The organism is Pseudonocardia sp. NPDC049635, assembly GCF_040659795.1.
Classification (GTDB): domain Bacteria; phylum Actinomycetota; class Actinomycetes; order Mycobacteriales; family Pseudonocardiaceae; genus Pseudonocardia.
This window is the reverse complement of sequence record NZ_JBFAON010000006.1, coordinates 212,024-236,079: the sequence shown is the minus strand read 5'-3', so window position 1 is coordinate 236,079 and position 24,056 is coordinate 212,024. Positions and strand designations below refer to the sequence as shown.

Below are 24,056 nucleotides of genomic sequence, written 5' to 3'. Positions count from 1 at the left end.
TCCTTCCGGTTCGTGAACGGTGCGACCTCGGCGGCGGACGGGCGGGTGATCCGTCCGGTACGAGGCACCGTCAGGTGTTCCTGAACGTGTGGCGCATCTGCCCGATCCCCTCCGCACCGGTGACCAGCTCGTCCCCCGCGCCGATCAGCAGCTTGGGGTCGCGCGCCCAGCCGACTCCGGAGGGGGTTCCGGTGAAGATGAGGTCACCGGGCCACAGGGTGACCACGGCCGAGAGGAACTCCACGATCGCCGGGATCGAGAAGATCATGTCGCTGGTGCGGGTCCGCTGGACCTCCACACCGTTCAGCGTGCAGCTGATCGCGATGTCGTCGGGGTCGTCGAACTCGTCCGGGGTGACCAGCACCGGCCCGACGGGGGCGAACCCGGGGTAGGACTTGCCCATGCTGAACTGCTGTGGCGCGGGGCCGGCCAGCTGCAGCTCCCGCTCGGAGAGGTCCTGGCCGACGGTCAGGCCGGCGATGTGAGTCCATGCCGTGGCCGCGTCGACCCCCGAGGCCGCACGGCCTACCACCGCGACGAGCTCCACCTCGAAGTCGACCGACCCCTTCGGCAACGCGATGACACCGGACGGGCCGGTGACCGAGGAAGGGAACTTGGTGAAGACGACGGGGATCTCGGGCAGATCCAGACCGGCCTCCGAGGCATGCTCGCGGTAGTTCAGCCCCACCGCGAACACCTGACCCGGCCGGGGCGCCGGGGCGCCGAGGGAACCAGGTTCGACCGGCTCCCGCACGGACCGGTCGAACCCGCCCTCCGCCCAGGACACGAACTCGTCCCACTGCTGGTAGACGGACTGGGGGTCGGGTCCGAAGCGACCGGCGCTGGCGTGCGCGACGTCGACCGCGTGGCCGTCGTCGACCTCGATCGCCAGTCGGCCGGACAGGTTCAGGATGCGCATGTCTGCCTCTCGGCCGGCGGGTCACCCGCCGGCGGTACGGGTCGGGACTCAGGAGGTGAACAGCTCGCGGTGAGCGAGGACGAAGTCGGCGACCGTGCGCGGTGCTCGGCCGGTCAAGCGGGAGACCGGTACCGGCATCAGCTGCTCCCGTCCGCGGGTGCCCGCACCCGCTCACCGGCGGGGTCGGGGTCTGCCGTGCCTGCACGCCGTCGGGCCCCGAGCTCGGTGAACCACTGCAGCACCTCGGGGGTGTCGACCACGCCGGCGTTGACCGCACGGGCCGGCTCGAACCCCTGGAGGAGCCGTTTGACCGGCACCTCCAGCCGCTTCCCGGTCAGGGTGTGCGGGATGGCGGGCGCCTGCAGGATCTCGTCGGGGACGTGCCGGGCCGAGCAGCTGCGGCGGATCTCGTCGGCGATCCGGGCCCTCAGGGCGGCGTCGAGGACCTGACCCTGCGCCAGCGTCACGAACAGCGGCATCCAGTAGTCACCGGCACCCAGTTCGGCCCCGATGACCAGGCTGTCGGTGACCTCGGGGATCCGGTCGACGGCGGCGTAGATGTCGGCGCTGCCCATCCGCACACCGTGCCGGTTGATCGTCGAGTCCGAGCGGCCGTGCACGGTCGCGGTACCGCGGGAGGTGATGGTGATCCAGTCCCCGTGCCGCCACACGCCGGGGTAGACGTCGAAGTAGGCCTCCCGGAACCGGGAACCGTCCGGGTCGTTCCAGAAGCGGACCGGCATCGAGGGCATCGCGGCGGTCACGACCAGTTCACCGATCCGGTCCGTGGCGTGACGCCCCTCCTCGTCCCACGACTCGACCCGGGTCCCGAGGAAACGGCATTGCATCTCGCCCGCGTGGACGGGGCTCAGCGGGTTGCCACCGACGTAGGGGGTGCAGACGTCCGTACCGCCGCACGGTGCGTCCAGCCAGACGTCGCCCTTCACGGCCTCGTAGACCCACCTCCACCCGTCGACCGGGAGCACGGAACCGGAGTAGAGCACCGTCCGCAGCGCGCTCAGGTCGTGGTCGCGTCCCGGTGTCAGCCCGGCCTTCTGGGACGCGGTCAGGTAACCGGCGCTGGTGCCGAACTGGGTGGCCCTGCTCTGCGCGGTCAGCTCCCAGAGCCGGTCCGCGCCCGGCCGGTTCGGCGCACCGTCGTAGAGCACCACCGTCGCCCCCAGCAACAACGCGGACACCGAGGCGTTCCAGACCATCCAGGCGGTGGAGGTGAACCAGAAGAACCGGTCACCGGCCCGTACGTCGTCGTGCAGACCGAGCCACTTCAGATGCTCGAGCACGATGCCGCCCTGCGAGTGGACGATGCCCTTCGGGAGCCCCGTGGTACCCGACGAGTACAGGATCCACAGCGGGTGGTCGAACGGCACCCGCTCGAACACCGGCTCGGCCGGGGTTGCGGCCACGTCGGCCCAGGGCACCACCGGCACCGCGACGTCGAGGCCCACCGCGGCCCGCAGGCGCGGGACCACGACGACACGTTCCAGCGAGGGCAACCCGGCGACGATCTGCTCGATCTCCTCGGTCCGGTCCACGGGCCGGCCGGCGAAACGGTAGCCGTCGGCAGCGACGAGGACCTTGGGCTCGATCTGGGCCAGCCGGTCGATCACGGCGTCGGTGCCGTAGTCCGGTGCGCAACACGCCCACACCGCGCCCACCGCGGCCGACCCCAGCAGCGCCACCACCGTCTCGACCAGGTTCGGCAGGTACCCGACGACGCGGTCCCCCGGGCGCACCCCCCATGCGCGCAGCGCAGCGGCGAACGCACCCACCCGGCCGCGCAGCTCGACCCAGGACACGTCGACGGGGTCACGGTCCTCGCTCAGCTGAACCAGCGCCGGACCGCGGGCGTCGTCTCCGCGCAGCGCGTGCTCGGCGTAGTTCAGCTGCACCTGCGGGAACCAATCGGCACCGGACAGCTCGTCGACCCCGGGGGTCCGCTCCACGGTCCAGTCGCCGTCCGAGGCGACCTCGAAGAACTCGGCCAGTGCGGCCCAGAAGCCGGAACCGGGCCGGGTCGACCAGGCCCAGACGGCTTGATAGTCCTCCGGCACGCCCTCACGCTCGGCGACCCACCGGAGGAATCGGGCCATCGCGGTCGCGGCCGCGCGCTCGGCGGGCGGGACCCAGAGGATCTCCCCGCCGTCGTCCCGGGTCGGTGTCGACCCACCGCCTGCCGTCACCTGCGATCCCCCTCGACCACGTCGCGAATGCGCCACCAGCACGCCGGAGGAACTATAACGCAATATGTAATAACAGCAAGCAGCGGAAGCTGGGCCGCCGACAGGCGGCTCGACGGTCTCGGGCGACCGGGCCGTACGACACGGGGGTGCGACGGCCGCGTCAGACCGCGTGAACGACGTGGCAGGGTAGCCGGGCGACCGGCTCGCCGAGACGTGCGATGATCACGCAGCGTGCCGAGGCGTCGACCGCTGCGGGAGACGGGCGGGGCGTGGAGCGCGCCGGGGCACCCCGGAGCCACCTCCGATCCCGGGTCGCTGCACGGCCGCCCCGCATCGGACCGGGTTCAGCCTGCGGCCCGCGGTTCGCGGGCGGGTGACTCGGGCCGGCCGCCGGCGGCCGACAGAGCGGCGAGCAGCGTGTCCCGGCGGTGGTCGTTCATCACCCGGATGCAGAGCGCACGGTCCCGGGCGGCGAGGGCATCGACCAGCTGCTCATGCTGCAACCGGATGTCCTCGGTGTCCGACGCCGCCAGGTGCCGGAGGCGGAAGGGCTCGGCGAGCGCCCAGTACCGCTCGGCCTCTGCCACGTAGACCTTCAACGGGGAGAGCGAGTAAAGGGCGAAGTGGAAACGCCGGTTGGCGTCGTTGGTCGCGATCGGGTCCTCCGAGGCGACGGAGAGCTCCGAATTGATCTCGCGGAGTTCCGCCACCTCGGCGTCGGTCGGCCACCGGGCGGTTCTGATCAGCTCGATCTCCAGGAACTCCAGGAGCGCCACGATCTGACGGAACTCGTCCGGGCTCAGGCTCGCGACGAAGTAGCCCTGGTTGAGTCGGTGGGTGAGCAGACCCTCGGCGGCGAGCACCCGCAGCGCCTCGCGCAACGGGACCCGGCTCACGCCGAGGGTCTCCGCCATCTCGTCCTGACGGATCTGGTCACCGGGCCGGAGCACTCCGCGGACGACCAGATGCCGCAGTCCGTCCAGGGCAGCGCCTGCAGCGCTGCGCACCGCCCCCTCCCCCGCCGAAGCGGATCCCAGCCCTGCCACGATCGACCGTCCCTTCGCCGCCGAGCCCCTTTCGACAGGGCGGGCCCATCATGACAGCCGCGTCGGCGGTCACGTCCCCTGCGGACCACCACCGTCCCCAGCGGGCAGGCCCCGGTCGAGGCCGTAGAGTGCCAGGGTCGACTCACCGGCACGGATGCGATCGATGATCTCCCGCTCCTTGTCCTCCCGTTCGGCGGAAGCGCGGACCGCCTGCGCCGCCTCGGTCGCCGCGACCACCACGACCCCGTCGACGTCGCCCACGACGAGATCACCGGGCCGGACGGTCACCTCGCCGATCCGGATCGTCGCGCCGAGGGTGATCGCCGATGCCGGGTCCTTGACCGTCCCTCGGATGCAGACCCCCGCCGAGAACACCGCCAGGCCCGCCGTGCGCAGGTGCGCGACGTCGCGGACGCCGCCGTCGATCACCAGGCCAGCGAGACCGCGCTGCATCGCCGCCTCGTTCAGGATCTCGCCCCAGTAGCCGTACTCGAGGTGACCTCCGGTGTCGACGACCAGGACGTCCCCGGGCGAGGCCTCGTACAGCGCCCGGTGCAGGCCGAGGTTGTCACCCGGTGCGAGCCGCACGGTGAACGCCGGCCCCTCGACGTGCATGGAGTCGGCGACCGGTTTGATCCGCGCGGGGAGGGCACCGCGACGCCCTGCGGCCTCGTGCACGGTCGCGGCGGCGAGCTGGTGGCTCCGGGTGGCGGAACCGGACATGGGAACTCCTTCAGCGGTTGTCGTTGTCGCCGAGACCGGCCGGGGCCACCTCGTCGACCTGCCCGGTCAGACCGGGCCGGGCGCGGGGAAGACCGAACAACACGATCCCGGCCAGCAGGACCAGTCCTGCTACGGCGATGTAGAGCATCTGCGGGGTCGCTCCCCCGTCCAGCAGGGCTCCGGCGGCGAGGGGCGCCAGGATGGCACCGATCCGGCCCACCCCGATCGCGGCGCCCATCGCCGTGGCCCGGACACCCGCGTCGTACGAGGTGGGTGTCAGCGCGTAGAGCCCGCCGATCGAGCCGTTGAGGAACATCCCGATCATCACGCCCACCAGGACGAGGAGCGGGAGTGCCTGCGCCGAGGCGATGAACAGTGCGAGCATCACCGAGCTGATCCCGAGGTAGCTGATCACCACCGTCCGGATGCTCAGCCGGGCGGTCAGTGCGCCGAACGCGATCGCACCGAACATGCCGCCGACGTTGAGCAGAACACCTCCGGTGATACCACCGCTGGCCGAGAGCCCCGCATCGACCAGCAGCGTCGGCGTCCAGCTCGTGACGAAGTAGAAGCCGGACATCACGAGGAAGAACGCTGCCCACAGGACGAGGGTGGTGCGACGGCGCGGAGCGGCCAGGAGCGTGGCGAGGCCCGGTGAGTCGACGGCGGTCGACCGGGCCGGTTCCGGGAGTGCCTCGACCGGCGGCTGCCCGAGCCGGCCCACCAGACGATTGACCCGTTCCAGGGCGTCGGGGCGGCGTCGGGTCAACAGGTGGTCCATCGATTCCGGGAGGGCGAACACGACGAGGACGAGGACGAGGAGCGTCACGACTCCCCCGACCATGAAGACCGAGCGCCAACCCCAGCTGCCGATCAGCGCCACGGCCAGCAGGCCACCGAGCGTGGCACCGAGGGCATAACCGGTGGCCTGCAGGCTCACGGCCATACCGCGCCACCGCCGCGAGGCGTACTCGGCGGCGATCACGTTCGTGCTGGCCAGGATCCCGCCCACCCCGATACCGGTGAGCACTCGGAGCAGGCCGAGCTGGAGCGCGGACTGGGCCACCGCCGAGAGCACCATCCCCGCACCGGCGATCACCAGACACACGATGACGACCGGACGCCGGCCGAACCGGTCCGCGTACGGAGCGACGAACAGAGAACCGAGGGCGAGACCGAACAGGCCGGCGGAGAGCAGCAGCCCCACCGTGGAGCCGCTCAGCTGCCACTCGGCTGCGACCGACTGCGCGGTGAAGGCCATGACCAGCACGTCGAAGCCGTCGATCATGTTGAGGACGACGCAGATCAGGATCGCGCGCCACTGGAACCAGGTCATCGGTCCCTCGTCGAGGGCCGCGCGCAATCGGTGTGGTGTCATCGGATTCATAGCGATACTCCGTTGTCTCGCAGGGGCGGGCTGGATTCGGATGCGGTGATCGGCAACGACGATCACCAGGAGGTCACGACGGCCTCGACCTCACGGATCGAGAGCCAGGGTCTGCATCACGGGCGCGACGGGGCCGGGCATCCCGGTACCGCACACCTCGACCGCCCCATGCCCTCGGGACGGGGACCCTGACGCCAGGACGGGCGGCCGGGCGACAGCGTCGGTGCGACGGCGGGGGGCGTCGACCCGAGCCGTGCCGGTGCCGCACCCGCGCGGGGCCACTCGATGACGGCCTCCCCGACGGTGAGCCGCTCACCTGCTTCGAGGGCGCCTGCTGTCGTGCGCATGGACCGCTCCGTCCTGGCATGCATCGGCCTGAATGAACCTGCGCTGAGGCGGCCACGACCGCGGCAGGTTCGTGCGGGATGGGCCGAATCCCACCGTCGCGGCGCGGATCGTATAACAATCGCCGAGGTTCTGGCCAGCCCGATCGTCGCCAGATCTCCACAGGCAGGCCGGCCGCCCTTCGAGCCGGCCGTCCGTCCTGCCATCTGACGTGCATATTCCTGCCGGCTTGACCCTCCGCCACGTGCCACGTGAAGAGGGTGAGCACTTGTGCCGCACCAGTGAGACTGGTAGCAATGGGCCGCAATTGGATTAAATCTAGTTCCGCAAGGAGGCGGCTACGTGGCTGATCGTGACTGCGGCCGGGTGCAGGAAGTTCCGGTGCTGATCGTGGGCGGAGGCCCTGCCGGGTTGACGACGGCTCTCGAGCTCGCCCGCCGTGGCGTCGACGGGCTGCTCGTCGAACGGCGCGGGTTCACCAACCACTACCCCCGCGCGCACCTGCTCAACGTGCGGACGATGGAGACCTTCCATGACGTCGGCGTGGCCGACCGGATCTACGCCCAGTCCCCGCCCGAGGACCAGTGGCACCGGGTCGCCTGGTACACCTCGCTCGCCGGCCCGACACCGTTGCACGGACTGAAGATCGGCCACGTGCACGCCTGGGGCGGCGGCACGGATCTCGAGCGCTACCGGCTCGCGAGCCCGCGACCGTTCGCGAACCTGCCGCAGATCCGGTTGGACCGGATCCTGTGGGAACAGGCGGACCAGGCATGGCCGGGCCGCATCCGCGGGCACAGCGAACTCGTCGCGCTCGAGTACGACGACTCCGGGGCCACCGCCACCATCCGCGACACGCAGGAGGACCGGACGTACCAGATCCGCGCCCGGTACGTCGTCGCGGCCGACGGCGGCCGGACCTGTACGGAGCTGCTCGACGTGCAGATGGTCGGGCCCCGCGCACTGCTCGACCTGGTCAACATCTACTTCTCGGCCGATCTGTCCGCGTACGCGGACGAGGAGGCGCTGATCACCTACATCATCAACCCCGAGGGACAGGGCAGCTTCTCCGGTGCGCTGCTCGGCCTCGGCCCGGGACCCTGGGGCGCCCGTTGCCGGGAGTGGTCGATGACGATGGCGTTCCGGATCGGCGACCCCGCAGGCGAGGACCACGCATCGCTGGTCGAACGGGTCCGGCGCACCCTGGGCATCCCGGACCTGGAGATCGACGTCCATGCGGTGAGCCACTGGCAGTTCGAGGGCGTGGTGGCCGACCGGTTCCGGGTGGGGCCCGTCCTGATCGTCGGCGACGCGGCCCACCGGCACCCACCGACGGGCGGGCTCGGGCTGAACACCGCCATCGGCGACGTCAGCAACCTGGTGTGGAAGCTCGCCGCGGTGGTCACCGGTGTCGCCGACGACGCGCTCCTCGACACCTACGAGAGCGAGCGAAAACCCGTTGCCGCACGCAACGTCGAGCATTCGCTGCGCAACGCCGGCCGGCACGGTCCGATCGCCGCCGCCGTCGGCCTGCAGGCGGGCATGGACGACGCGGAGGGATGGCGACAGATCGGGATCTGGGCCGGTGACACCCCCGAAGGCGAGCGACGCCGTGCGCTCGCGACCGAGGCGGTCGCGGCGAACGCCGAGGACTACAGCCAGCTCAACATCGAGGCCGGTTTCGCGTACGAGTTCGGCGCCGTGATCCCGGACGGCACCCCGCCACCACCGCACCACGAGTCGGCCACGATCTTCGAGCCCTCCGCGCGCCCCGGCCACCATCTCCCGCACTGCTGGCTGCGCAGGGACGGGGCCCAGGTCTCCACCGTCGACCTGGTCGCGAAGGACGGCTTCACCCTGTTCGTCGGTGACGCGGGCGCGGACGAGTGGAAGGCGGCCGCCGCTGCCGCCGCGGAATCGACCGGGTTCCCGATGACCGTGGTGCACGTCGGCCGGGGCGGGGACCTGCACGACATCGACGCCCGTTGGGCCGAGGCGTCGGCCACCTCTCCCGACGGGGCGCTCCTCGTCCGTCCCGACCGCCACGTCGCATGGCGCTCGACCGATGCCCGGGCCGGCAGCCCCGAGCTGACCGGGATCGTCCGGTCGCTGCTCGCCGGCGGCGGACGCACACCCGCTCCCGATGGCGATCAGCTGGCGAGCATCACCGAGGCCGGCGAGGCGTTGCGGACCGGCCCCTCCCGGGAAGCCCGGATCTTCAGCAGCACCACGCCGGTCTGACCCGGCCCCGAGACAACGCGACACCCGGTCGACCGTCGGGGACGAGTCGACCGCCCGGCCGCGCCGGACGCCCTCGACCCTCGGCCGCGGCGACAAGGAAGGAAGCCATGGCACCCACTGTCACCGACACGTACCGCGCTGCGCGGGATCTGTTGCAGGATCTGTCCACCGACTACACCAGGGCCGTGTCGGAGTTCACCTGGCCGGACCTCGGCGACCGCTTCAACTGGGCGGTCGACTGGTTCGACGCCGTGGGCCGCGGGGTGGACCGGACGGCGCTGTGGATCGTCGAGGAGGACGGATCCGAGGCGAAGTACTCCTTCGACGAGATGGCACGGCGCTCGGACCAGGTCGCCGCACACCTGAGCGCACACGGCGTGCGGCGCGGCGACCACGTGCTGATCATGCTCGACAACCAGGTCGAACTCTGGGAGGCGATGCTCGCGGTGATGAAGCTCGGCGCGGTCATCCTCCCGACCACGACCGCGCTCGGCCCGACCGACCTCGCCGACCGCGTCCGGCGGGGCGAGGTGCGCCACGTGGTGGTCAACTCCCGGGACACCGGCGTCTTCGACACCGTCACCGGGGACTACGGGCGGATCGCGGTCGGCGAGGCCCTCCCGGGATGGGTCCGTTACGCCGACGCCTACTCGGCCGACGTCCCGCCGGCCGAGCACCCGGGCACCGCGCCGTCGGACCCCCAGCTGCTGTACTTCACCTCCGGCACCACCAGCCGTCCGAAGCTGGTGGAGCACACGCAGGTCTCCTACCCGGTAGGGCATCTCGCGACGTCGTTCTGGGTGTCCGCCGGCCCCGGGGACGTGCACCTGAACATCTCCTCGCCGGGGTGGGCGAAACACGCGTGGTCGTGCTTCTTCGCACCGTGGATAGCCGAGGCCACCGTCTTCGTCCACAACTACACACGCTTCGATCCCGCAGCTCTGCTCACCCAGATCCGCCGGGCCGGGGTGAACACGTTCTGCGCCCCGCCGACGGTCTGGCGGATGCTGATCAAGGACGACCTCACCGGCGGTCCCGGCGAGCTGCGACAGCTGCTGTCGGCGGGCGAGCCGCTCAACCCCGAGGTGATCGAGCAGGTCGAGAACGCCTGGGGGCTGACCATCCGGGACGGGTACGGGCAGACCGAGCTGCCGCTGGCCGTGGGGAACGTTCCGGGGATGCCGGTGAAACCGGGGTCGATGGGGTTGCCGCTGCCGGGGGTGCCGATCGTGCTGGTCGATCCCCTCACCGGGGTCCCCGCGTCCGAGGGCGAGATCTGTGTGGACCTGTCGAAGCGGCCCCTGTCGCTGATGACCGGGTACCGGGGGGACCCCGCGCGGAACGCGGAGGCGATGGCGGACGGTTACTACCACACCGGCGACGTCGCCTCGCGGGACGAGGACGGCTACATCTCCTACATCGGCCGGACCGACGACGTGTTCAAGGCCTCGGACTACAAGATCTCCCCGTTCGAGCTCGAGTCGGTGCTGATCGAGCACCCGGCGGTGGCCGAGGCCGCCGTCGTACCGGCACCGGACGCCATCCGGCTGGCGGTCCCGAAGGCCTACGTCGCACTGGCCGCGGGGTACGAACCCTCCGAGCAGACGGCCTTCGCGATCCTGAAGCACGCCCGGGAGAAACTCGCCCCCTACCAACGGGTGCGACGGGTCGAGTTCTTCGACCTGCCCAAGACCATCTCCGGGAAGATCCGCCGGGTCGATCTGCGCAACCGTGAGCAGGACGCGGGCTCCGGGCGGGCCGAGGTCCGGGAGTGGCGCGACGACCAGTTCCCGGAGCTGCGCCGATGAGCGCGCAGGGGCCGCAGCCGGCGGCCGACCTCCTGGCCAGGTTGCGCGCCGTCGACACCTGCGCCGTCTCCGACGCACTCGACGCCCTCGGCCTGCCGGGCGCGGTGCTCGGGCTCCGGTGCGTCACCGGATCGCACCGGATCGCCGGACGTGCGGTGACCGTGGATCTCGTCGAGATCGGCCGGACCGAGACGTCGTCCCGGCATCTCGGGACGGCTGCGGTCGACGCCTCCTCGACCGGTGACGTCATCGTCGTCGCGCACGGCGGTCGGGTCACGATGTCGGGCTGGGGTGGTGTGCTGGCCGCCGGTGCCGCGCGCAACGGGGTCGAGGGCGTGGTCGTCGACGGCGCGGTACGCGACGTCGACGAGGCCGCCGACCTCGGCCTGCCCGTCTTCGCCGTGACCGGGGTGCCCGTCACCGCGCGCGGACGCGTCGTCGAACGGGCCTGGAACGTCGAGGTCGTCCTCCGGGGCGTCACCGTGCGGCCGGGCGACTTCGTGCTGGCCGACGGGAGCGGGGTCGTCGTCGTCCCCGCCGCGGAGGTCGAACCCGTACTGGCCAAGGCCGAGGCCGTGGTCGCCAAGGAGCAGGCGATGGTCGCGAAGGTCCGCGAAGGCCTGCCCATGGTCGACGTCATGGGCGCCGACTACGAGAACCTGTTGAAGGGCTGACGATGACCGAGACCCTCCCCCACCCCGGCACCGACCAGGCGGCACACGACCTGGCGCTGCTGGACACGAGCCACCTCAGCGACGCGCTGGACAAGCTGGGGATCAACGGCCAGATCGGCGGGCTGCTCCCGCTGCAGCGCACGTCGCGCCTGGTCGGGCGGGCCTTCACGGTCCGCTACGTGCCGATCACCGGGACCGGCGGCACGGTCGGTGACTACATCGACGACCTCGATCCCGGGACCGTCGTGGTGATCGACAACGCCGGCCGGACCGACGTCACCGTCTGGGGCGACCTGCTCACGGCGACCGCATCGCAGCGCGGCATCGCGGGCACCGTCATCGACGGCGTGTGCCGCGACTCCGACCGCGCGGTCGAGCTCGGGTACCCGGTCTACGCGCGCTCCCGCTGGATGCGCACCGGCAAGGACCGGGTCCGGGTCGAGAGCTACAACGTGCCGGTGACCCTCGGCGGGGTGTGCGTCGAGGCCGCGGACTACCTCGTCGGCGACGGTGACGGCGTGGTCTGCGTACCCGCCGCCCGGGTGCGGGAGGTCATCGACATCGCGACGGAGATCCGGATCGCCGAGGACGCGATCCGGCGCGCGGTCGAGGACGGCGCGAGCCTGCGCGAGGCACGCACCGCCCACGGCTACCACACCCTGCAGACACGGAAGGACTGAACACCATGTGGCGGACGTCGATCGACGTCGAAGGGCTGCACCACGCGGGTGCACCCATCCCGCAGGCCTGCGTCGTCGGGTCGGTACTGGTCTCCAGCGGCATCAACGGCATGGACCCCGCCGACGGGACCATTCCCGACGACCCGGAGACCCAGGTCGCCCTGGTCTTCGACAACATCCGACGCATCGTGGCGAAGGCCGGCGGCACCCTGGGCGACATCGCGAAGTGCACGTTCTTCGTCCGCGACCGCTCCCTGAGGTCCGCGATCGACCGGCACTGGGTCGAGTTCTTCCCCGATCCCGCCAGCCGGCCGGCCCGGCACACCCTGGTCCAGGAGCTGACCGTCCAGGCCCTCCAGGCCGAGATCATCGCCAACATCGAAAGGCCCGCGAAGTGATCATCGACTCGCACGCACACCTGGTCGCGCCGGAGGGGCTCTACGCCTACCGCGCGAACCTGATCGCCAACGGCGGCTACCACTTCGGCTCACCGAAGATCAGTGACGATGCGCTCGCGGCCTGCGCGGGGCAGAACGTCGACGCGCTCGACGAGGTGGGGACCGATCTGCAGCTGCTCTCACCGCGGCCCTACCAGCAGGGGCACTCGATGACCCCGTCCACGCTGGTGGAGCCCTGGATCGCCGCCTGGAACGACACGATCGCCCGGACGGTGCAGATGCACCCCACCCGGTTCGCCGGGGTCGCAGGCCTGCCCGTCCTGCCCGGTGAGCCGGTCGAGCGTGCCTTCGGCGAGCTCGACCGCGCGATCACCGAGCTCGGTTTCGTCGGGGTGATCGTGAACCCGGACCCGTACGAGGGCACCGGGAACGCACCGACGCTCAACGAGTCGTACTGGTTCCCGCTGTACGAGAAGCTCATCGAGCTCGACGTCCCGATGCAGATCCACTCGGCGGGGTGCTACTCCGGACGTGAGTCCTACAGCGAGCACTTCATCACCGAGGAGTCGATCGCGATCCTGTCGCTGCTGCGCGGCGACGTCTTCGAGCGGTACCCGGACCTGAAGATCATGATTTCGCACGGCGGTGGATCCGTGCCGTACCAGATCGGCCGGTGGCAGGCCGAGCGGTTGCTCCCGCTGCTGGGCGGGAGCGCGGAGTCGGTCCGCTTCGAGACCTCGCTCAAGCAGTTCTGGTTCGACAGCGTGCTGCACAGCCCGCCCTCCCTGGAGCTGCTGCTGCGCGTCGTCGGCCCGGAGCGGGTGGTGTTCGGCACCGAGCGTCCCGGCAGCGGATCGGCGATGAACCCGGACACGGGACATCACTTCGACGACATCAAGCCGGTCATCGACAAGATCGACTTCCTGACCGACGCCGACCGCCGCGCCGTCTTCGAGGACAACGCGCGGACCCTGTTCCCGCGGCTCGCCGCACGGCTGACCACCGCCTGATGTCGGCGACGTCCGCGCCGGGCGAGGGAGAGATTCCCGGCACGATCGTGTTCGACGGGCGGCGCTCCCGCGCCGGTCTCCCGCTCAACAACCTGGCGATGGCCCTGAACCGCCGGGTGGACCGGGAGGCGTTCCTCGCGGACCCCGAGGAGTTCATGTCCCGCTTCGGGCTCTCCGAGGCGCAGAAGCAGGCGGTCCGCGACCGCGACTTCCATCGGATGATCGAGCTCGGCGGCAACATCTACTTCATCTACAAGATCGGCATGGTGGACGGGATCACCGTCCCGGACATCGTCGCGACGATGGCCGGGATGTCCACCGACGAGTTCGTCGACATGATGCGCAACGGCGGAAGGAAACCCCATGGCTGAGATCGTGGCGGGCGTCGGCGTCTCGCACGTCCCGGCGCTGGGCGCAGCGATGACCGGCGACGGCAGCGGGCCGGCGGCGGAGGTGTTCGAGAAGTTCGCCCCGCTCCGGGCGTGGATCGAGGAGCGCCGGCTGGACACGGTGATCGTGGTCTACAACGACCACGCCTCGTCGTTCTCGCTGGAACTCATGCCGACGTTCGTCATCGGTGCCGCCGAGACCTACGCACCGGCCGACGAGGGCTACGGCGCCCGCGACGTCCCGGTGGCGGTCGGGGACGTGGACCTGTCGTGGCACCTGATCGACGAGGTCGTGCCCGCCGGCTTCGACCTCACGATCGCCCAGCGGCTCGACGTCGACCACGGCCTGACCGTGCCACTCACCGTCCTGTTCGGACGGCCGGAGGAATGGCCGGTCCGCGTCGTTCCGGTGCTGGTCAACGTCGTGCAGCAACCCACGCCGAGCGCCCGGCGGTGCTTCGACCTCGGTCGCGCGCTGGGCCGGGCGGTGGCGAGCTTCCCCGACGCACGCCGGGTCGGCGTGATCGGCACCGGCGGGATGTCGCACCAGCTCCAGGGACGCCGGGCCGGCCACATCAACAGCGATTTCGACCGCATGTTCCTGGCGGCCACGGTCGACGAACCCGGACGCCTGACCGGGTTGTCCAACCTGGACCTGATCCGGGAGGCGGGTTCCGAGGGGGCCGAGCTCGTGATGTGGCTGGTGATGCGAGGCGCACTGCCCGAGCGGGTGACCGCCCGGCACACCGTCTACCACGTCCCGGTGTCCAACACCGGAGCCGGAGCGCTGGCGTTGGAGGTGTGACACGTCGTTCTCGGCTGCCCCGACCGCCCGGGTTGCGGGCGCGGAGGCACGCATGGTCGCTGAGGTCGAGAGGATCGCGACTCCCGCGGGCGGTGGAACGGACACCGCTCGGACGATGATCCCGGCGTCAGCGTCCCGCTCGGCTGCCGCTCAGCGGGGTGCCGCGACGGCGCCCCGCTGAGCGGCGTCCTGGCGGCCCACCGCGGGATCAGCCGGCGACGTAGGCGGCCAGATGCCGGCCGGTCAGGGTGGACGCGTCGGCGACGAGCTCGGCCGGTGTCCCCTCGAACACCACCCGCCCGCCGTCGTACCCGGCACCCGGCCCCAGGTCGATGATCCGGTCGGCGTGCGCCATCACCGCCTGGTGATGCTCGATGACGATCACCGACAACCCGGAGTCGACCAACCGGTCCAGCAGGGCGAGCAGCTGCTCGACGTCGGCCAGGTGCAGCCCCGTGGTCGGCTCGTCCAGGACGTAGATCCGACCCTTCTCCCCCATGTTGACGGCGAGCTTGAGCCGCTGCCGTTCGCCGCCGGACAGCGTGGTGAGCGGCTGCCCGAGGGTCAGGTATCCGAGGCCGACGTCGGCGAGGCGCTCCAGGATCCGGTGTGCCGCAGGAGTCCGGGCCTCACCGGCACCGAAGAACTTTTCGGCCTCGGCGACCGGCATCGCCAACACCTCGCTGATGTCGCGTCCCCCGAAGCGGTACTCCAGCACCGAGGAGTCGAACCGGCGACCCTCGCACACCTCGCAGGTGGTCGCCACACCCGCCATCATCGCCAGGTCGGTGTACACCACCCCGGCACCGTTGCAGTTGGGGCACGCCCCCTCGGAGTTCGCGCTGAACAGCGCCGGCTTGACCCCGTTGGCCTTCGCGAACGCCTTGCGGATCGGCTCCAGCAGGCCGGTGTAGGTGGCGGGGTTGCTGCGCCGGGATCCCTTGATCGCACCCTGGTCGACCACGACGACGCCGGGCCGCCCGGCCACCGAGCCGTGGATCAACGAGCTCTTGCCGGAGCCGGCCACCCCGGTGATCACGGTGAGCACGCCGAGCGGGACGTCGACGTCGACCCCCTGCAGGTTGTGGCTGTCCGCGCCGCGGATCTCCAGCGCGCCGTTCGGGGTCCGCACCGACTCCTTGATCCGCGCCCGGTCGTCGAGGTGCCGGCCGGTGAGCGTCCCGCTGGACCGCAGCCCGGCGACCGTGCCCTCGTAGACGACCTGGCCGCCGTCGGTACCGGCGCGCGGCCCCAGATCGACGACGTGATCGGCGATCACGATCGTCTCCGGCTTGTGCTCGACGACGAGGACGGTGTTCCCCTTGTCCCGCAGGCGCAACAGCAGATCATTCATCCGCGCGATGTCGTGCGGGTGCAGGCCGACGGTCGGCTCGTCGAACACGTAGGTGACGTCGGTGAGCGACGACCCCAGGTGGCGGATCATCTTGGTGCGCTGCGCCTCGCCACCGGACAGCGTGCCGGCGGGCCGGTCCAGCGACAGGTATCCGAGCCCGATCTCGACGAACGAGTCCAGGGTCTCCCGCAGCGAGGTGAGCAACGGGGCCACCGACGGTTCGTCGAGGTCCCGGACCCAGGACGCCAGGTCGTTGATCTGCATCGCGCAGGCGTCCGCGATGCTGATGCCCTTGATCTTGGACGAGCGGGCCAGCTCGGAGAGCCGGGTGCCGTCGCAGTCGGGGCAGGTGCGGAAGACGATGGCCCGGTCCACGAACGCCCGGATGTGCGGCTGCATCGCCTCCCGGTCCTTGGCCAGGAACGACTTCTCGATCCGCGGGATGAGGCCCTCGAAGGTGACGTTCACGCCGTCGACCTTGATCCGGGTCGGCTCCTTGTACAGCAGCGCGTCCAGCTGCGGCGTGGTGAACGTCCGGATCGGCTTGTCACCGGGGAAGAACCCCGAGTTGGCGAAGATCCGGCCGTACCAGCCGTCGACCGAGTAGTTGGGGATGGTCAGCGCGCCCTCGGCGATCGACTTGGAGTCGTCGTAGAGGGCGGTGAGGTCGAAGTCGGAGACGTTGCCGCGGCCCTCGCAACGCGGACAGGCCCCGCCGACGATCTCGAACTCGCGGCGCTCCTTGATCTTCCGGCCACCCTTCTCCACGGTCACCGCACCGGACCCGCTGATCGAGGCGACGTTGAACGAGAACGCCTTGGCAGACCCGACGTGCGGCGTGCCGAGGCGGCTGAACAGGATCCGCAGCAGCGCACCGACGTCGGTCGCGGTGCCGACCGTGGAGCGGACGTCGCCGCCCATCCGCTCCTGGTCGACGATGATCGCGGTGGTCAGGCCGTCGAGGAGGTCGACGTCGGGACGGGCCATCGTCGGCATGAATCCCTGGACGAAGGCGCTGTAGGTCTCGTTGATCATCCGCTGGGACTCCGCGGCGATCGTGGCGAACACGAGCGAGCTCTTGCCGGAGCCGGAGACCCCGGTGAACACGGTCAGCCGCCGCTTCGGCAGCTCGACACTGACCTCGCGCAGGTTGTTCTCCCGTGCCCCGTGCACCCGGATCAGGTCGTGGCTGTCGGCGACGTGCCGCTCGGACGTGCTCATTCGAAGGTCCCCCCTGGTCGTGCGGTGCGCCCGTACCCGGGCCCGCTCACGAGATCCGGACCATGGTGCCCGTCCGGCCGGCCGCCGTCACACTAGGAGCGGCCGGTCCGCCGCGCTTCTCGATTCGTGACCGCCTCCGGCGCACCGAGGAACGCCCGCAACCGGGCCGCCGTCTCCTCCGGACGTTCCAGGTAGACCATGTGCCCGGAGTCGATCGGGCGCACCGTCAGATCGTCACCGAGCTGCGCCCGGCACGCGGCCAGCCACCCCTCGCGGACGAAGTCGGCGCCGGTCGCGGGCACCACCAGGGTCGGCAGACCGGCCGGCGGGACGACGGCCGGGCGCGCCATCTCCGCCCACGCAGCGACCACGCAGGCCCGTGAGTAGCGCCAGCGGAACGCGCCGTCGCGTTCCTCCAGATGGTCGTCCAGTTCGTCGTCGACGAGCTCACCGGACACTCCCGGCCAGCTCGCGGTCCGGTCCGCGCGAGCGGCCTCCCGGCTGGGCCAGGACTGGTCGGCGCGGTGCTCCTCGGCCCGCTGCAGCATGTCGTCCGGGGCGAGACCGATCGCCGGGTCCAGCAGGGCCAGCCGGGTGACCCGGTCCGGCGCGGCCCGCGCGAGGTGCGTGGCGACCGCACCGCCGAACGAGTGCCCGACGACGGCGGCCCGGTCGACACCGTGCCCGTCCAGCACGTCGACCGCATCCTCGACGTGCTGCTCCAGGTTCCACGGCGGGGCCCACGGGGAGCGGCCGTGGCCGCGCAGGTCGACCGCGATCCAGTGCAGCTGCGGGAGCGCCTCGAACAGCGGCCGGAACCGCAGGCCGTGCCCGGTGACACCGTGGATCGCGAGCACGGGCGGACCGGCCGGGTCACCGGCGTGGTGCACGTTCAGCGGCATGAGGGGATCGTCGCACCGGCAGGTCACCGGGTGGCGGGGTCACCCGGAACGTCGAGTACGGAAACCCACTGCCGAAGCCTGCCCCAGGTCCTCGATCGGCGGGCCGTTCTCGATGCGGCCCGGCCCGGGCCCGGGTGATCCCCATCCACGCGGCGACGGTCTCCTGACGCGACGCGCGGCCGTGGAACGGATGGTTGCGCCCTGTCCGGCTCCGGCCCACGGGCATCCCGGCCACCACCGGGTGGGAGAGGCGGTGCGTTCCGCGGAACGCACCGCCAGTCACGGCAGGATGGTCCGATCATGCCCGAGATCGCGTTGCTCGTTCCGCTCGTCCTCTCCTTCGTCGGGCCCCTGCTGCTCGCCGCCGGTGTGTGCCTGTTCGTCCGGCGCCGGGTCCGGGCCGACCCGCGCCGCCTCAGCAACGCCTACTGGCTGCTCCTCGCGGCTCTGCTGGTCGGCAACGCGGCGGCGACGCTCGGGATCGTCGGGAGCAACCCGGTCGTCGTGACGGGCGTGTTCCTGGCCGTGGTGTCTCCGCTGATCGCGTTGTTCTTCGCCGGGTTCCTGCTGCTCAACGGCGTGGTGATGCTGCGAAGGGAACGGAGGAGCCTTGGCAACTCGCTGTCCCTGCTGGCCGGGCTGCTGATCGTCACCCTGATGGGGGTCACGGTGCCGGTGCTGCTGGACGGGACGCTGTGGATGCGCGCGCTGTGGCTGTTCTGCACGCTGGCGGCGATGCTGCTCGCCTTCCAGTTCGTCGCGTTCCTCGGCTACGCACGGTTGTACGGGTGGCTGGTGCACGACCGGCCCGCCGACTGGGTGCTGGTGCTCGGGTCGGGCCTGCGCGGCAGCGAGGTGCCGCCGTTGCTGGCGTCGCGGATCAGGACCGGGATGGACGAGTTCGCCCGGCGCGGCGCACGACTGCTCGTGCTCTCCGGCGGCAAGGGCAGTGACGAGCAGCTCGCCGAGGGTGAGGCGATGCGCCGGTGGGCCGTCGCCCACGGTGCGGATCCGGACACGCTGCGGGTGGAGACGGCTTCCCGCAACACCGAGCAGAACCTGCGCTTCTCCGACACGCTGGTGCGCGACGAGGTGCCCGGCAGCGGCCTCGTCGTCACCAGCAACTACCACGCGTTCCGCGCCGCCGTGCTGGCCCGCAGGCTCGGCATCGACGCGCAGGCCGTCGGCGCACCGACCGCCGGGTACTACTGGCCCAGCGCTGTACTGCGCGAGTTCGTCGCGATCCTGCGCGAGCACCGGGTGTGGAACACGGTGCTGCTGGTGCTGGTGTGCGTCCCGGCACCGCTCGCCCTGCTGCTGCTCGGCTGACCGGCCGCGCGCCCGGGACGCGCCGCGACCAGCTGCGGACCGGCGGGCCACGGTCACCGAAATGCACCTCAGCGGGCCGCACCGACCGGTGTCAGCCCGCTGATCTGCATCTCGGCGATCAGCCGTCCGGCAGTCACCATGATCCCGCCGCGACGACCGCGAACGCGTCGACGAGCGCGGCGCGGACCTGCCGGATCGCCGGGTGTGCCGCGGAGACCAGCCGGACCGAGGTGAACAGCTCGCGGTGCGACGGGCCGGGCAGCTCGATCAGCCGCACGCCGTCGCGGTTCCCGGTCCACACCAGGTCGGGCAGGATGCTCACCGCGTGCCCCGCCCGGACCAGGTGGATGTGGATCTCCAGGTCGGCCGAGTCGAATCGGATGTCGGGCTCGAACCCGGCGGCCCGGCACTGCTGGACGACCCACTGCCGCGCGGCGGTCCCCTCCGGTTCCATCACCCAGGCCAGGTCCCGGGCGTCGGACATGCCGCGCACCGCGGAACCCTCGGCGACCGCGAGCCGGACCAGGTCGGTGCCGAGCGGTTCGCGGTCCAGCGACGCCCGGTACGAGCGGCTGTGCCCGGGGTACTGCTCGGCGACGGCCAGGTCGAACCCGCGTGCCTCCAGCTCGGCCAGACCGGTCTCCGGCGGGACCACGGACGCCTCCAGGCGCAGGTGCGGCGCGCGCTCCCGGAGCCGGGTCAGCGCCCGGGGCAGCAGCGCCCGACCGGTCGTCTCCAGCGTTGCCAGGCGCACGGTCTCCGCGACCGGGTCCGCTGAGGCGAGCCTGCTCCGCACGCTCTCCTGCAGGTCGAGGACCTCCACCGCGTGCCGGGCCACCAGTTCGCCGTGCGGGGTGAGCCGGAGCCTGCGCCCGTCCGGCTGGAGCAGCTGGACGCCCACCTCGTCCTCCAGCTTCGCGAGCTGCTGGGACACGCTCGACGGCGCGTAGTTGAGCGTGCGCGCCACCTCGGTCACGGTCCCCCGCAGGCTGAGCTCGTGCAGCAGCCGGAGCCGGTGAAGATCCCACATCCTTGCACCCTTCGGTAGAATCGAAGGATAGCGTTCATAAATCGTCGCTTTTATCTACCTATGTGATCTGAGACTCTCCACCTCAGGCGAGCAGAGGACCGGAGGGTGTGCAGGTGAGCGTGGCGAACGGGGTCGTGATCGACGAGGCGCTGGCGACCGAGGCGGTCGAGCAGGTCCGCCGCTGGCTGGAGACGGCCCGTCGGGAACCGGTCGACCGCTCCGCCCGCAGGCTGGCCGACGTGCTGCAGGACCCGGACGGGCTCGCCTTCACCGTCGGGTTCGTCGACGGCGTGATCCGGCCCGAGGACGCGCGCGCCGCCGCCCGGCACCTGGAGACCCTGGTCCCGATCATCCCCCGGTTCCTGCCCTGGCCGCTGCGCGCCGCGATCCGGGCGGGCGCCGTCACCGGGCGGGTGGCGCCGGGCGTCGTCGTCCCGGTGGCCAGGGCCGCGCTGCGGCGGATGGTGCGCCATCTCGTCGTGGACGCCTCGGAGCGGAAGCTGGGCCCGGCGATCCGGCGGATCCGCCGCGACCGCCCGGGCACCCGGCTCAACATCAACCTGCTCGGCGAGGCCATCCTGGGTCGCGACGAGGCGAGCCGCCGGGTCGAGGGCACCCGCGCGCTGCTGGCCCGCGACGACGTCGACTACGTGTCGATCAAGGTCTCCTCCACCGTGGCGCCGCACGACCCGTGGTCGTTCGACGCCGCCGTCACCGACGCCGTCGAGGCGCTCGTGCCGCTCTACCGGCTGGCTCGCACCGCGCCCGGCGGGCCGAAGTTCCTCAACCTCGACATGGAGGAGTACCGCGACCTCGACCTGACCCTCGCCGTCTTCACGACGCTGCTGGAACGCCCCGAGTTCCACGACCTGGAGGCCGGGATCGTCCTGCAGGCGTACCTGCCCGACGCGCTCGGCGCGATGATCCGGCTGCAGGAGTGGGCGAGCGCGCGGGTCGCCCGCGGCGGCGCCCCGATCAAGGTCCGGGTGGTGAAGGGCGCGAACCTGCCGATGGAGCGGGTCGACGCCGAGCTGCACGGCTGGCCGCTCGCGACCTGTGGCAGCAAGCAGGAGTCCGACGCGTCGTACAAGGCGGTGCTGGACTACGCGCTGCGCCCCGAGCACACCGCGTCCGTCCGGATCGGGGTGGCCGGGCACAACCTGTTCGACATCGCGCTGGCCCGGCTGCTCGCCGAGCGCCGGGGCTGCCGCAACGGCGTGGACTTCGAGATGCTGCTCGGCATGGCGACCGCCCAGGCCGCCGCCGTGCGCGCGGACGTGGGATCGCTGCTGCTCTACACCCCCGTCGTGCACCCGCAGGAGTTCGACGTCGCGATCGCCTACCTGGTCCGGCGTCTCGAGGAGGGCGCGTCGCGGGAGAACTTCATGTCCGCCGCGTTCGACATCGACCGCGACCACGACCTGTTCGAGCGGGAACGCGACCGGTTCCTCGCCTCGGTCGCGACCGTCCCCACCACGGTCCCGGCGCCGAACCGCGTGCAGGACCGCACCCGGCCCGAACCCCCCGCGCCCGCCCACGGTTTCACCAACACCCCGGACACCGACACCGCCGTCGCCGCCAACCGCGCCTGGGGCGCCGCGATCCGCGACCGGATGCGCGACAGCACGCTGGGCGTCGCGACCGCGGCCGCCGGCCGGGTGCACACCCGCGCCGAGCTCGACGACGTCGTGACCGGCGCCCGCGACGCCGGCGTGGCCTGGCGCGCGCTGGGCACCGACCGCCGGGCCGAGATCCTGCACCGGGCCGGTGACGAGTTGGCCGCCCGGCGCGCCGATCTGCTGGAGGTCATGGGCTCGGAGTGCGGGAAGGTCCTCGAACAGGGCGACCCGGAGGTCAGCGAGGCGATCGACTTCGCCCACTACTACGCCGAGCAGGCGCGCCGCCTCGACGACGTCGCCGGCGCCCGCTTCTCCCCCGCCGCGCTCACCGTCGTGACGCCGCCGTGGAACTTCCCCGTCGCGATCCCGGCCGGATCGACGCTGGCCGCGCTCGCCGCCGGCTCGTCGGTCGTCCTCAAGCCCGCCGACCAGGCCAAGCGCAGCGCGGCGGTCGTCGCCGAGGCGCTGTGGGCGGCGGGCGTCCCGCGGGAGGTGTTGCGCTACGTCCAGCTCGACGAGAACGCGCTCGGCTCCGCGCTCATCACCCATCCCGCCGTCGAACGGGTCGTCCTCACCGGTGCCTACGAGACGGCCGAGCTGTTCCGGTCGATGCGGCCCGATCTCCCGCTGATGGCCGAGACGAGCGGCAAGAACGCGATCATCGTGACCCCCGCGGCGGATCTCGACCTGGCCGCGAAGGACGTCGCCCGCTCCGCGTTCGGGCATGCCGGGCAGAAGTGCTCGGCCGCCTCGCTGGTCATCCTGGTCGGCTCGGTCGCGAGCTCGCGGCGGTTCCGGCGTCAGCTCGTCGACGCGGTGACGTCGCTGCACGTGGGCCTGCCCTGGACCGAACGCTCGCAGATCGGCCCGCTGATCGAGCCGGCCTCGGGCAAGCTGCTGTCCGCGCTGACCACGACCGGCCCCGGCGAGAGCTGGGTCATCACCCCCGAGCGGCTCGACGAACACGGGACGCTGTGGCGGCCGGGCGTGCGCGAGGGCGTGGCGCCGGGCTCGGAGTTCCACCTCACCGAGTATTTCGGCCCGGTGCTCGGCATCATGACCGCCGCCACCCTGGAGGAGGCGATCGGGCTGGTGAACCGGGTGGAGTACGGGCTCACCTCGGGTCTGCACTCGCTCGACGAGAGCGAGATCGACACCTGGCTGCGCACGGTGGAGGCCGGGAACCTCTACGTCAACCGCGGGATCACCGGCGCGATCGTGCAACGGCAGCCGTTCGGCGGCTGGAAGAAGGCCGCGGTCGGCACCGGAACGAAGGCGGGCGGCCCGAACTACCTGCTCGGCTTCGGGACCTGGTCCGACGAGCCCGTCCCCGCCGGCACCGGCGGCGCCGCCGCCGACCCGCTCGGCGCCAGGGTGCTCGACACCACCCTGGACGACGACGACCGCGCCTGGCTGCGCGGCGCCCTGGCGACCGATGTGGACGCCTGGGCCGCCGGGTTCGGTGTCGCCCACGACGCCACCGGCCTGACCTGCGAGCACAACGTGCTGCGCTACCACCCCACGCCGGTCACCGTCCGGTACGAGGCCGGTCGTCCGGTCGAGCTGCTGCGGGTCGTCGCGGCCGGCCTGCGCGCGTCGGCGACGCTGACCGTCAGCGTCGCGGCGCCGCTGCCCGATCCGCTGCGGGGGCACCTGACCCGACTCGGTGTGACCGTCCTGGTGGAGGGTGACGCCGCCTGGCACGGCCGGTTGCGGACCCTCGCCGACGAGGGCGGGCGGGTCCGGCTGCTCGGCGCGTCCGCCCGTGACCTCACCGGTGTCACCGGTGGCTCCCCCGCGCTGGCCGTGTACGACGGCCCGGTCGTCACCGCCGGACGGGTCGAGCTGCTGACCTTCCTGCGTGAGCAGGCGGTGTCGGTCACCGCGCACCGGTTCGGCACGCCGCACCCCGTGCCGGTGCCGCCGGTCGTGCAGAAGCGTCCCTGATCGCGGGGCGCCACAGCGAACAGAGGGG

General features: G+C 71.6%; 18 protein-coding genes. 10 read left to right on the top strand and 8 right to left on the bottom strand.

Features of this window, described 5'->3' with window-relative positions; all coding sequences use genetic code 11:
- Nucleotides 1–70 precede the first annotated feature (70 nt).
- From AB0J24_RS10740 to AB0J24_RS10720, 5 genes are all read right to left on the bottom strand, one after another.
- A complete protein-coding gene (locus tag AB0J24_RS10740) occupies nucleotides 71–919 on the bottom strand; it encodes a fumarylacetoacetate hydrolase family protein (protein WP_358678696.1) in 849 nt (282 codons plus the stop codon).
- A 137-nt stretch (nucleotides 920–1,056) separates the two neighbouring features.
- On the bottom strand, nucleotides 1,057–3,120 hold the full coding sequence (locus AB0J24_RS10735; protein WP_358678694.1) for an acetoacetate--CoA ligase: 2,064 nt from the start codon (nucleotides 3,118–3,120) through the stop codon (nucleotides 1,057–1,059).
- 344 nt (nucleotides 3,121–3,464) lie between these two features.
- On the bottom strand, nucleotides 3,465–4,127 hold the full coding sequence (locus AB0J24_RS10730) for a GntR family transcriptional regulator (RefSeq protein WP_358678692.1): 663 nt from the start codon (nucleotides 4,125–4,127) through the stop codon (nucleotides 3,465–3,467).
- A 108-nt stretch (nucleotides 4,128–4,235) separates the two neighbouring features.
- Nucleotides 4,236–4,889, bottom strand: a complete 654-nt coding sequence (locus AB0J24_RS10725) for an RraA family protein (RefSeq protein ID WP_358678690.1) — start codon at nucleotides 4,887–4,889, stop codon at nucleotides 4,236–4,238.
- Nucleotides 4,890–4,899: 10 nt separating this feature from the next.
- Nucleotides 4,900–6,225: an MFS transporter gene (locus AB0J24_RS10720; protein ID WP_358678688.1), complete on the bottom strand. Its 1,326-nt coding sequence runs from the start codon at nucleotides 6,223–6,225 to the stop codon at nucleotides 4,900–4,902.
- A 738-nt stretch (nucleotides 6,226–6,963) separates the two neighbouring features.
- On the opposite strand from AB0J24_RS10720, the gene AB0J24_RS10715 reads away from it, so the two are divergent.
- From AB0J24_RS10715 to AB0J24_RS10680, 8 genes are all read left to right on the top strand, one after another.
- On the top strand, nucleotides 6,964–8,862 hold the full coding sequence (locus AB0J24_RS10715; RefSeq protein ID WP_358678686.1) for an FAD-dependent monooxygenase: 1,899 nt from the start codon (nucleotides 6,964–6,966) through the stop codon (nucleotides 8,860–8,862).
- A 107-nt stretch (nucleotides 8,863–8,969) separates the two neighbouring features.
- Nucleotides 8,970–10,670 carry an AMP-binding protein gene (locus AB0J24_RS10710; RefSeq protein ID WP_358678683.1) on the top strand — a complete coding sequence of 567 codons (1,701 nt, stop codon included), beginning with the start codon at nucleotides 8,970–8,972 and terminating at the stop codon, nucleotides 10,668–10,670.
- Entirely contained in the window at nucleotides 10,667–11,344 is a 678-nt protein-coding gene (locus tag AB0J24_RS10705) for a 4-carboxy-4-hydroxy-2-oxoadipate aldolase/oxaloacetate decarboxylase (protein ID WP_358678680.1), read from the top strand. The genes AB0J24_RS10710 and AB0J24_RS10705 overlap by 4 nt, the downstream gene beginning before the upstream one ends.
- Before the next feature lie 2 nt (nucleotides 11,345–11,346).
- Entirely contained in the window at nucleotides 11,347–12,024 is a 678-nt protein-coding gene (locus AB0J24_RS10700; RefSeq protein ID WP_358678677.1) for an RraA family protein, read from the top strand.
- Between the two features lie 5 nt (nucleotides 12,025–12,029).
- Nucleotides 12,030–12,422, top strand: coding sequence for a RidA family protein (locus tag AB0J24_RS10695; RefSeq protein WP_358678674.1), 393 nt, complete (start codon nucleotides 12,030–12,032; stop codon nucleotides 12,420–12,422).
- The gene (locus tag AB0J24_RS10690; protein WP_358678671.1) at nucleotides 12,419–13,432 is read left to right on the top strand and encodes an amidohydrolase family protein; all 1,014 of its coding nucleotides are present in this window, start codon (nucleotides 12,419–12,421) and stop codon (nucleotides 13,430–13,432) included. Before AB0J24_RS10695 ends, AB0J24_RS10690 begins: the two co-directional genes overlap by 4 nt.
- Nucleotides 13,432–13,803, top strand: coding sequence for a protocatechuate 3,4-dioxygenase (locus tag AB0J24_RS10685; RefSeq protein ID WP_358678668.1), 372 nt, complete (start codon nucleotides 13,432–13,434; stop codon nucleotides 13,801–13,803). The genes AB0J24_RS10690 and AB0J24_RS10685 overlap by 1 nt, the downstream gene beginning before the upstream one ends.
- Nucleotides 13,796–14,626: a class III extradiol dioxygenase subunit beta gene (locus AB0J24_RS10680; protein ID WP_358678665.1), complete on the top strand. Its 831-nt coding sequence runs from the start codon at nucleotides 13,796–13,798 to the stop codon at nucleotides 14,624–14,626. The genes AB0J24_RS10685 and AB0J24_RS10680 overlap by 8 nt, the downstream gene beginning before the upstream one ends.
- 208 nt (nucleotides 14,627–14,834) lie before the next feature.
- Here AB0J24_RS10680 and AB0J24_RS10675 read toward each other — a convergent pair whose 3' ends face one another.
- Together AB0J24_RS10675 and AB0J24_RS10670 are read right to left on the bottom strand one after the other, a co-directional pair.
- Nucleotides 14,835–17,201, bottom strand: coding sequence for an excinuclease ABC subunit UvrA (locus tag AB0J24_RS10675; RefSeq protein WP_358678662.1), 2,367 nt, complete (start codon nucleotides 17,199–17,201; stop codon nucleotides 14,835–14,837).
- 92 nt (nucleotides 17,202–17,293) lie between these two features.
- The gene (locus AB0J24_RS10670) at nucleotides 17,294–18,103 is read right to left on the bottom strand and encodes an alpha/beta hydrolase (protein ID WP_358678659.1); all 810 of its coding nucleotides are present in this window, start codon (nucleotides 18,101–18,103) and stop codon (nucleotides 17,294–17,296) included.
- A gap of 300 nt (nucleotides 18,104–18,403) precedes the next feature.
- On the opposite strand from AB0J24_RS10670, the gene AB0J24_RS10665 reads away from it, so the two are divergent.
- The gene (locus tag AB0J24_RS10665) at nucleotides 18,404–19,432 is read left to right on the top strand and encodes a YdcF family protein (RefSeq protein WP_358678656.1); all 1,029 of its coding nucleotides are present in this window, start codon (nucleotides 18,404–18,406) and stop codon (nucleotides 19,430–19,432) included.
- 133 nt (nucleotides 19,433–19,565) lie between these two features.
- On the opposite strand, the gene AB0J24_RS10660 is transcribed toward AB0J24_RS10665, so the two are convergent.
- A complete protein-coding gene (locus tag AB0J24_RS10660; RefSeq protein WP_358678653.1) occupies nucleotides 19,566–20,462 on the bottom strand; it encodes a LysR family transcriptional regulator in 897 nt (298 codons plus the stop codon).
- A 113-nt stretch (nucleotides 20,463–20,575) separates the two neighbouring features.
- On the opposite strand from AB0J24_RS10660, the gene AB0J24_RS10655 reads away from it, so the two are divergent.
- Entirely contained in the window at nucleotides 20,576–24,028 is a 3,453-nt protein-coding gene (locus tag AB0J24_RS10655) for a proline dehydrogenase family protein (protein ID WP_358678650.1), read from the top strand.
- Nucleotides 24,029–24,056: the final 28 nt, after the last annotated feature.

Coding starts and splice junctions, on each gene's coding strand:
- AB0J24_RS10740 (WP_358678696.1), bottom strand. CDS start 919: ATGCGCATCCTGAACCTGTCCGGCCGACTGGCGATCGAGGTCGACGAC.
- AB0J24_RS10725 (WP_358678690.1), bottom strand. CDS start 4,889: ATGTCCGGTTCCGCCACCCGGAGCCACCAGCTCGCCGCCGCGACCGTG.
- AB0J24_RS10720 (WP_358678688.1), bottom strand. CDS start 6,225: ATGACCTGGTTCCAGTGGCGCGCGATCCTGATCTGCGTCGTCCTCAAC.
- AB0J24_RS10710 (WP_358678683.1), top strand. CDS start 8,970: ATGGCACCCACTGTCACCGACACGTACCGCGCTGCGCGGGATCTGTTG.
- AB0J24_RS10705 (WP_358678680.1), top strand. CDS start 10,667: ATGAGCGCGCAGGGGCCGCAGCCGGCGGCCGACCTCCTGGCCAGGTTG.
- AB0J24_RS10700 (WP_358678677.1), top strand. CDS start 11,347: ATGACCGAGACCCTCCCCCACCCCGGCACCGACCAGGCGGCACACGAC.
- AB0J24_RS10695 (WP_358678674.1), top strand. CDS start 12,030: ATGTGGCGGACGTCGATCGACGTCGAAGGGCTGCACCACGCGGGTGCA.
- AB0J24_RS10685 (WP_358678668.1), top strand. CDS start 13,432: ATGTCGGCGACGTCCGCGCCGGGCGAGGGAGAGATTCCCGGCACGATC.
- AB0J24_RS10680 (WP_358678665.1), top strand. CDS start 13,796: ATGGCTGAGATCGTGGCGGGCGTCGGCGTCTCGCACGTCCCGGCGCTG.
- AB0J24_RS10675 (WP_358678662.1), bottom strand. CDS start 17,201: ATGAGCACGTCCGAGCGGCACGTCGCCGACAGCCACGACCTGATCCGG.
- AB0J24_RS10670 (WP_358678659.1), bottom strand. CDS start 18,103: ATGCCGCTGAACGTGCACCACGCCGGTGACCCGGCCGGTCCGCCCGTG.
- AB0J24_RS10665 (WP_358678656.1), top strand. CDS start 18,404: ATGCCCGAGATCGCGTTGCTCGTTCCGCTCGTCCTCTCCTTCGTCGGG.
- AB0J24_RS10660 (WP_358678653.1), bottom strand. CDS start 20,462: ATGTGGGATCTTCACCGGCTCCGGCTGCTGCACGAGCTCAGCCTGCGG.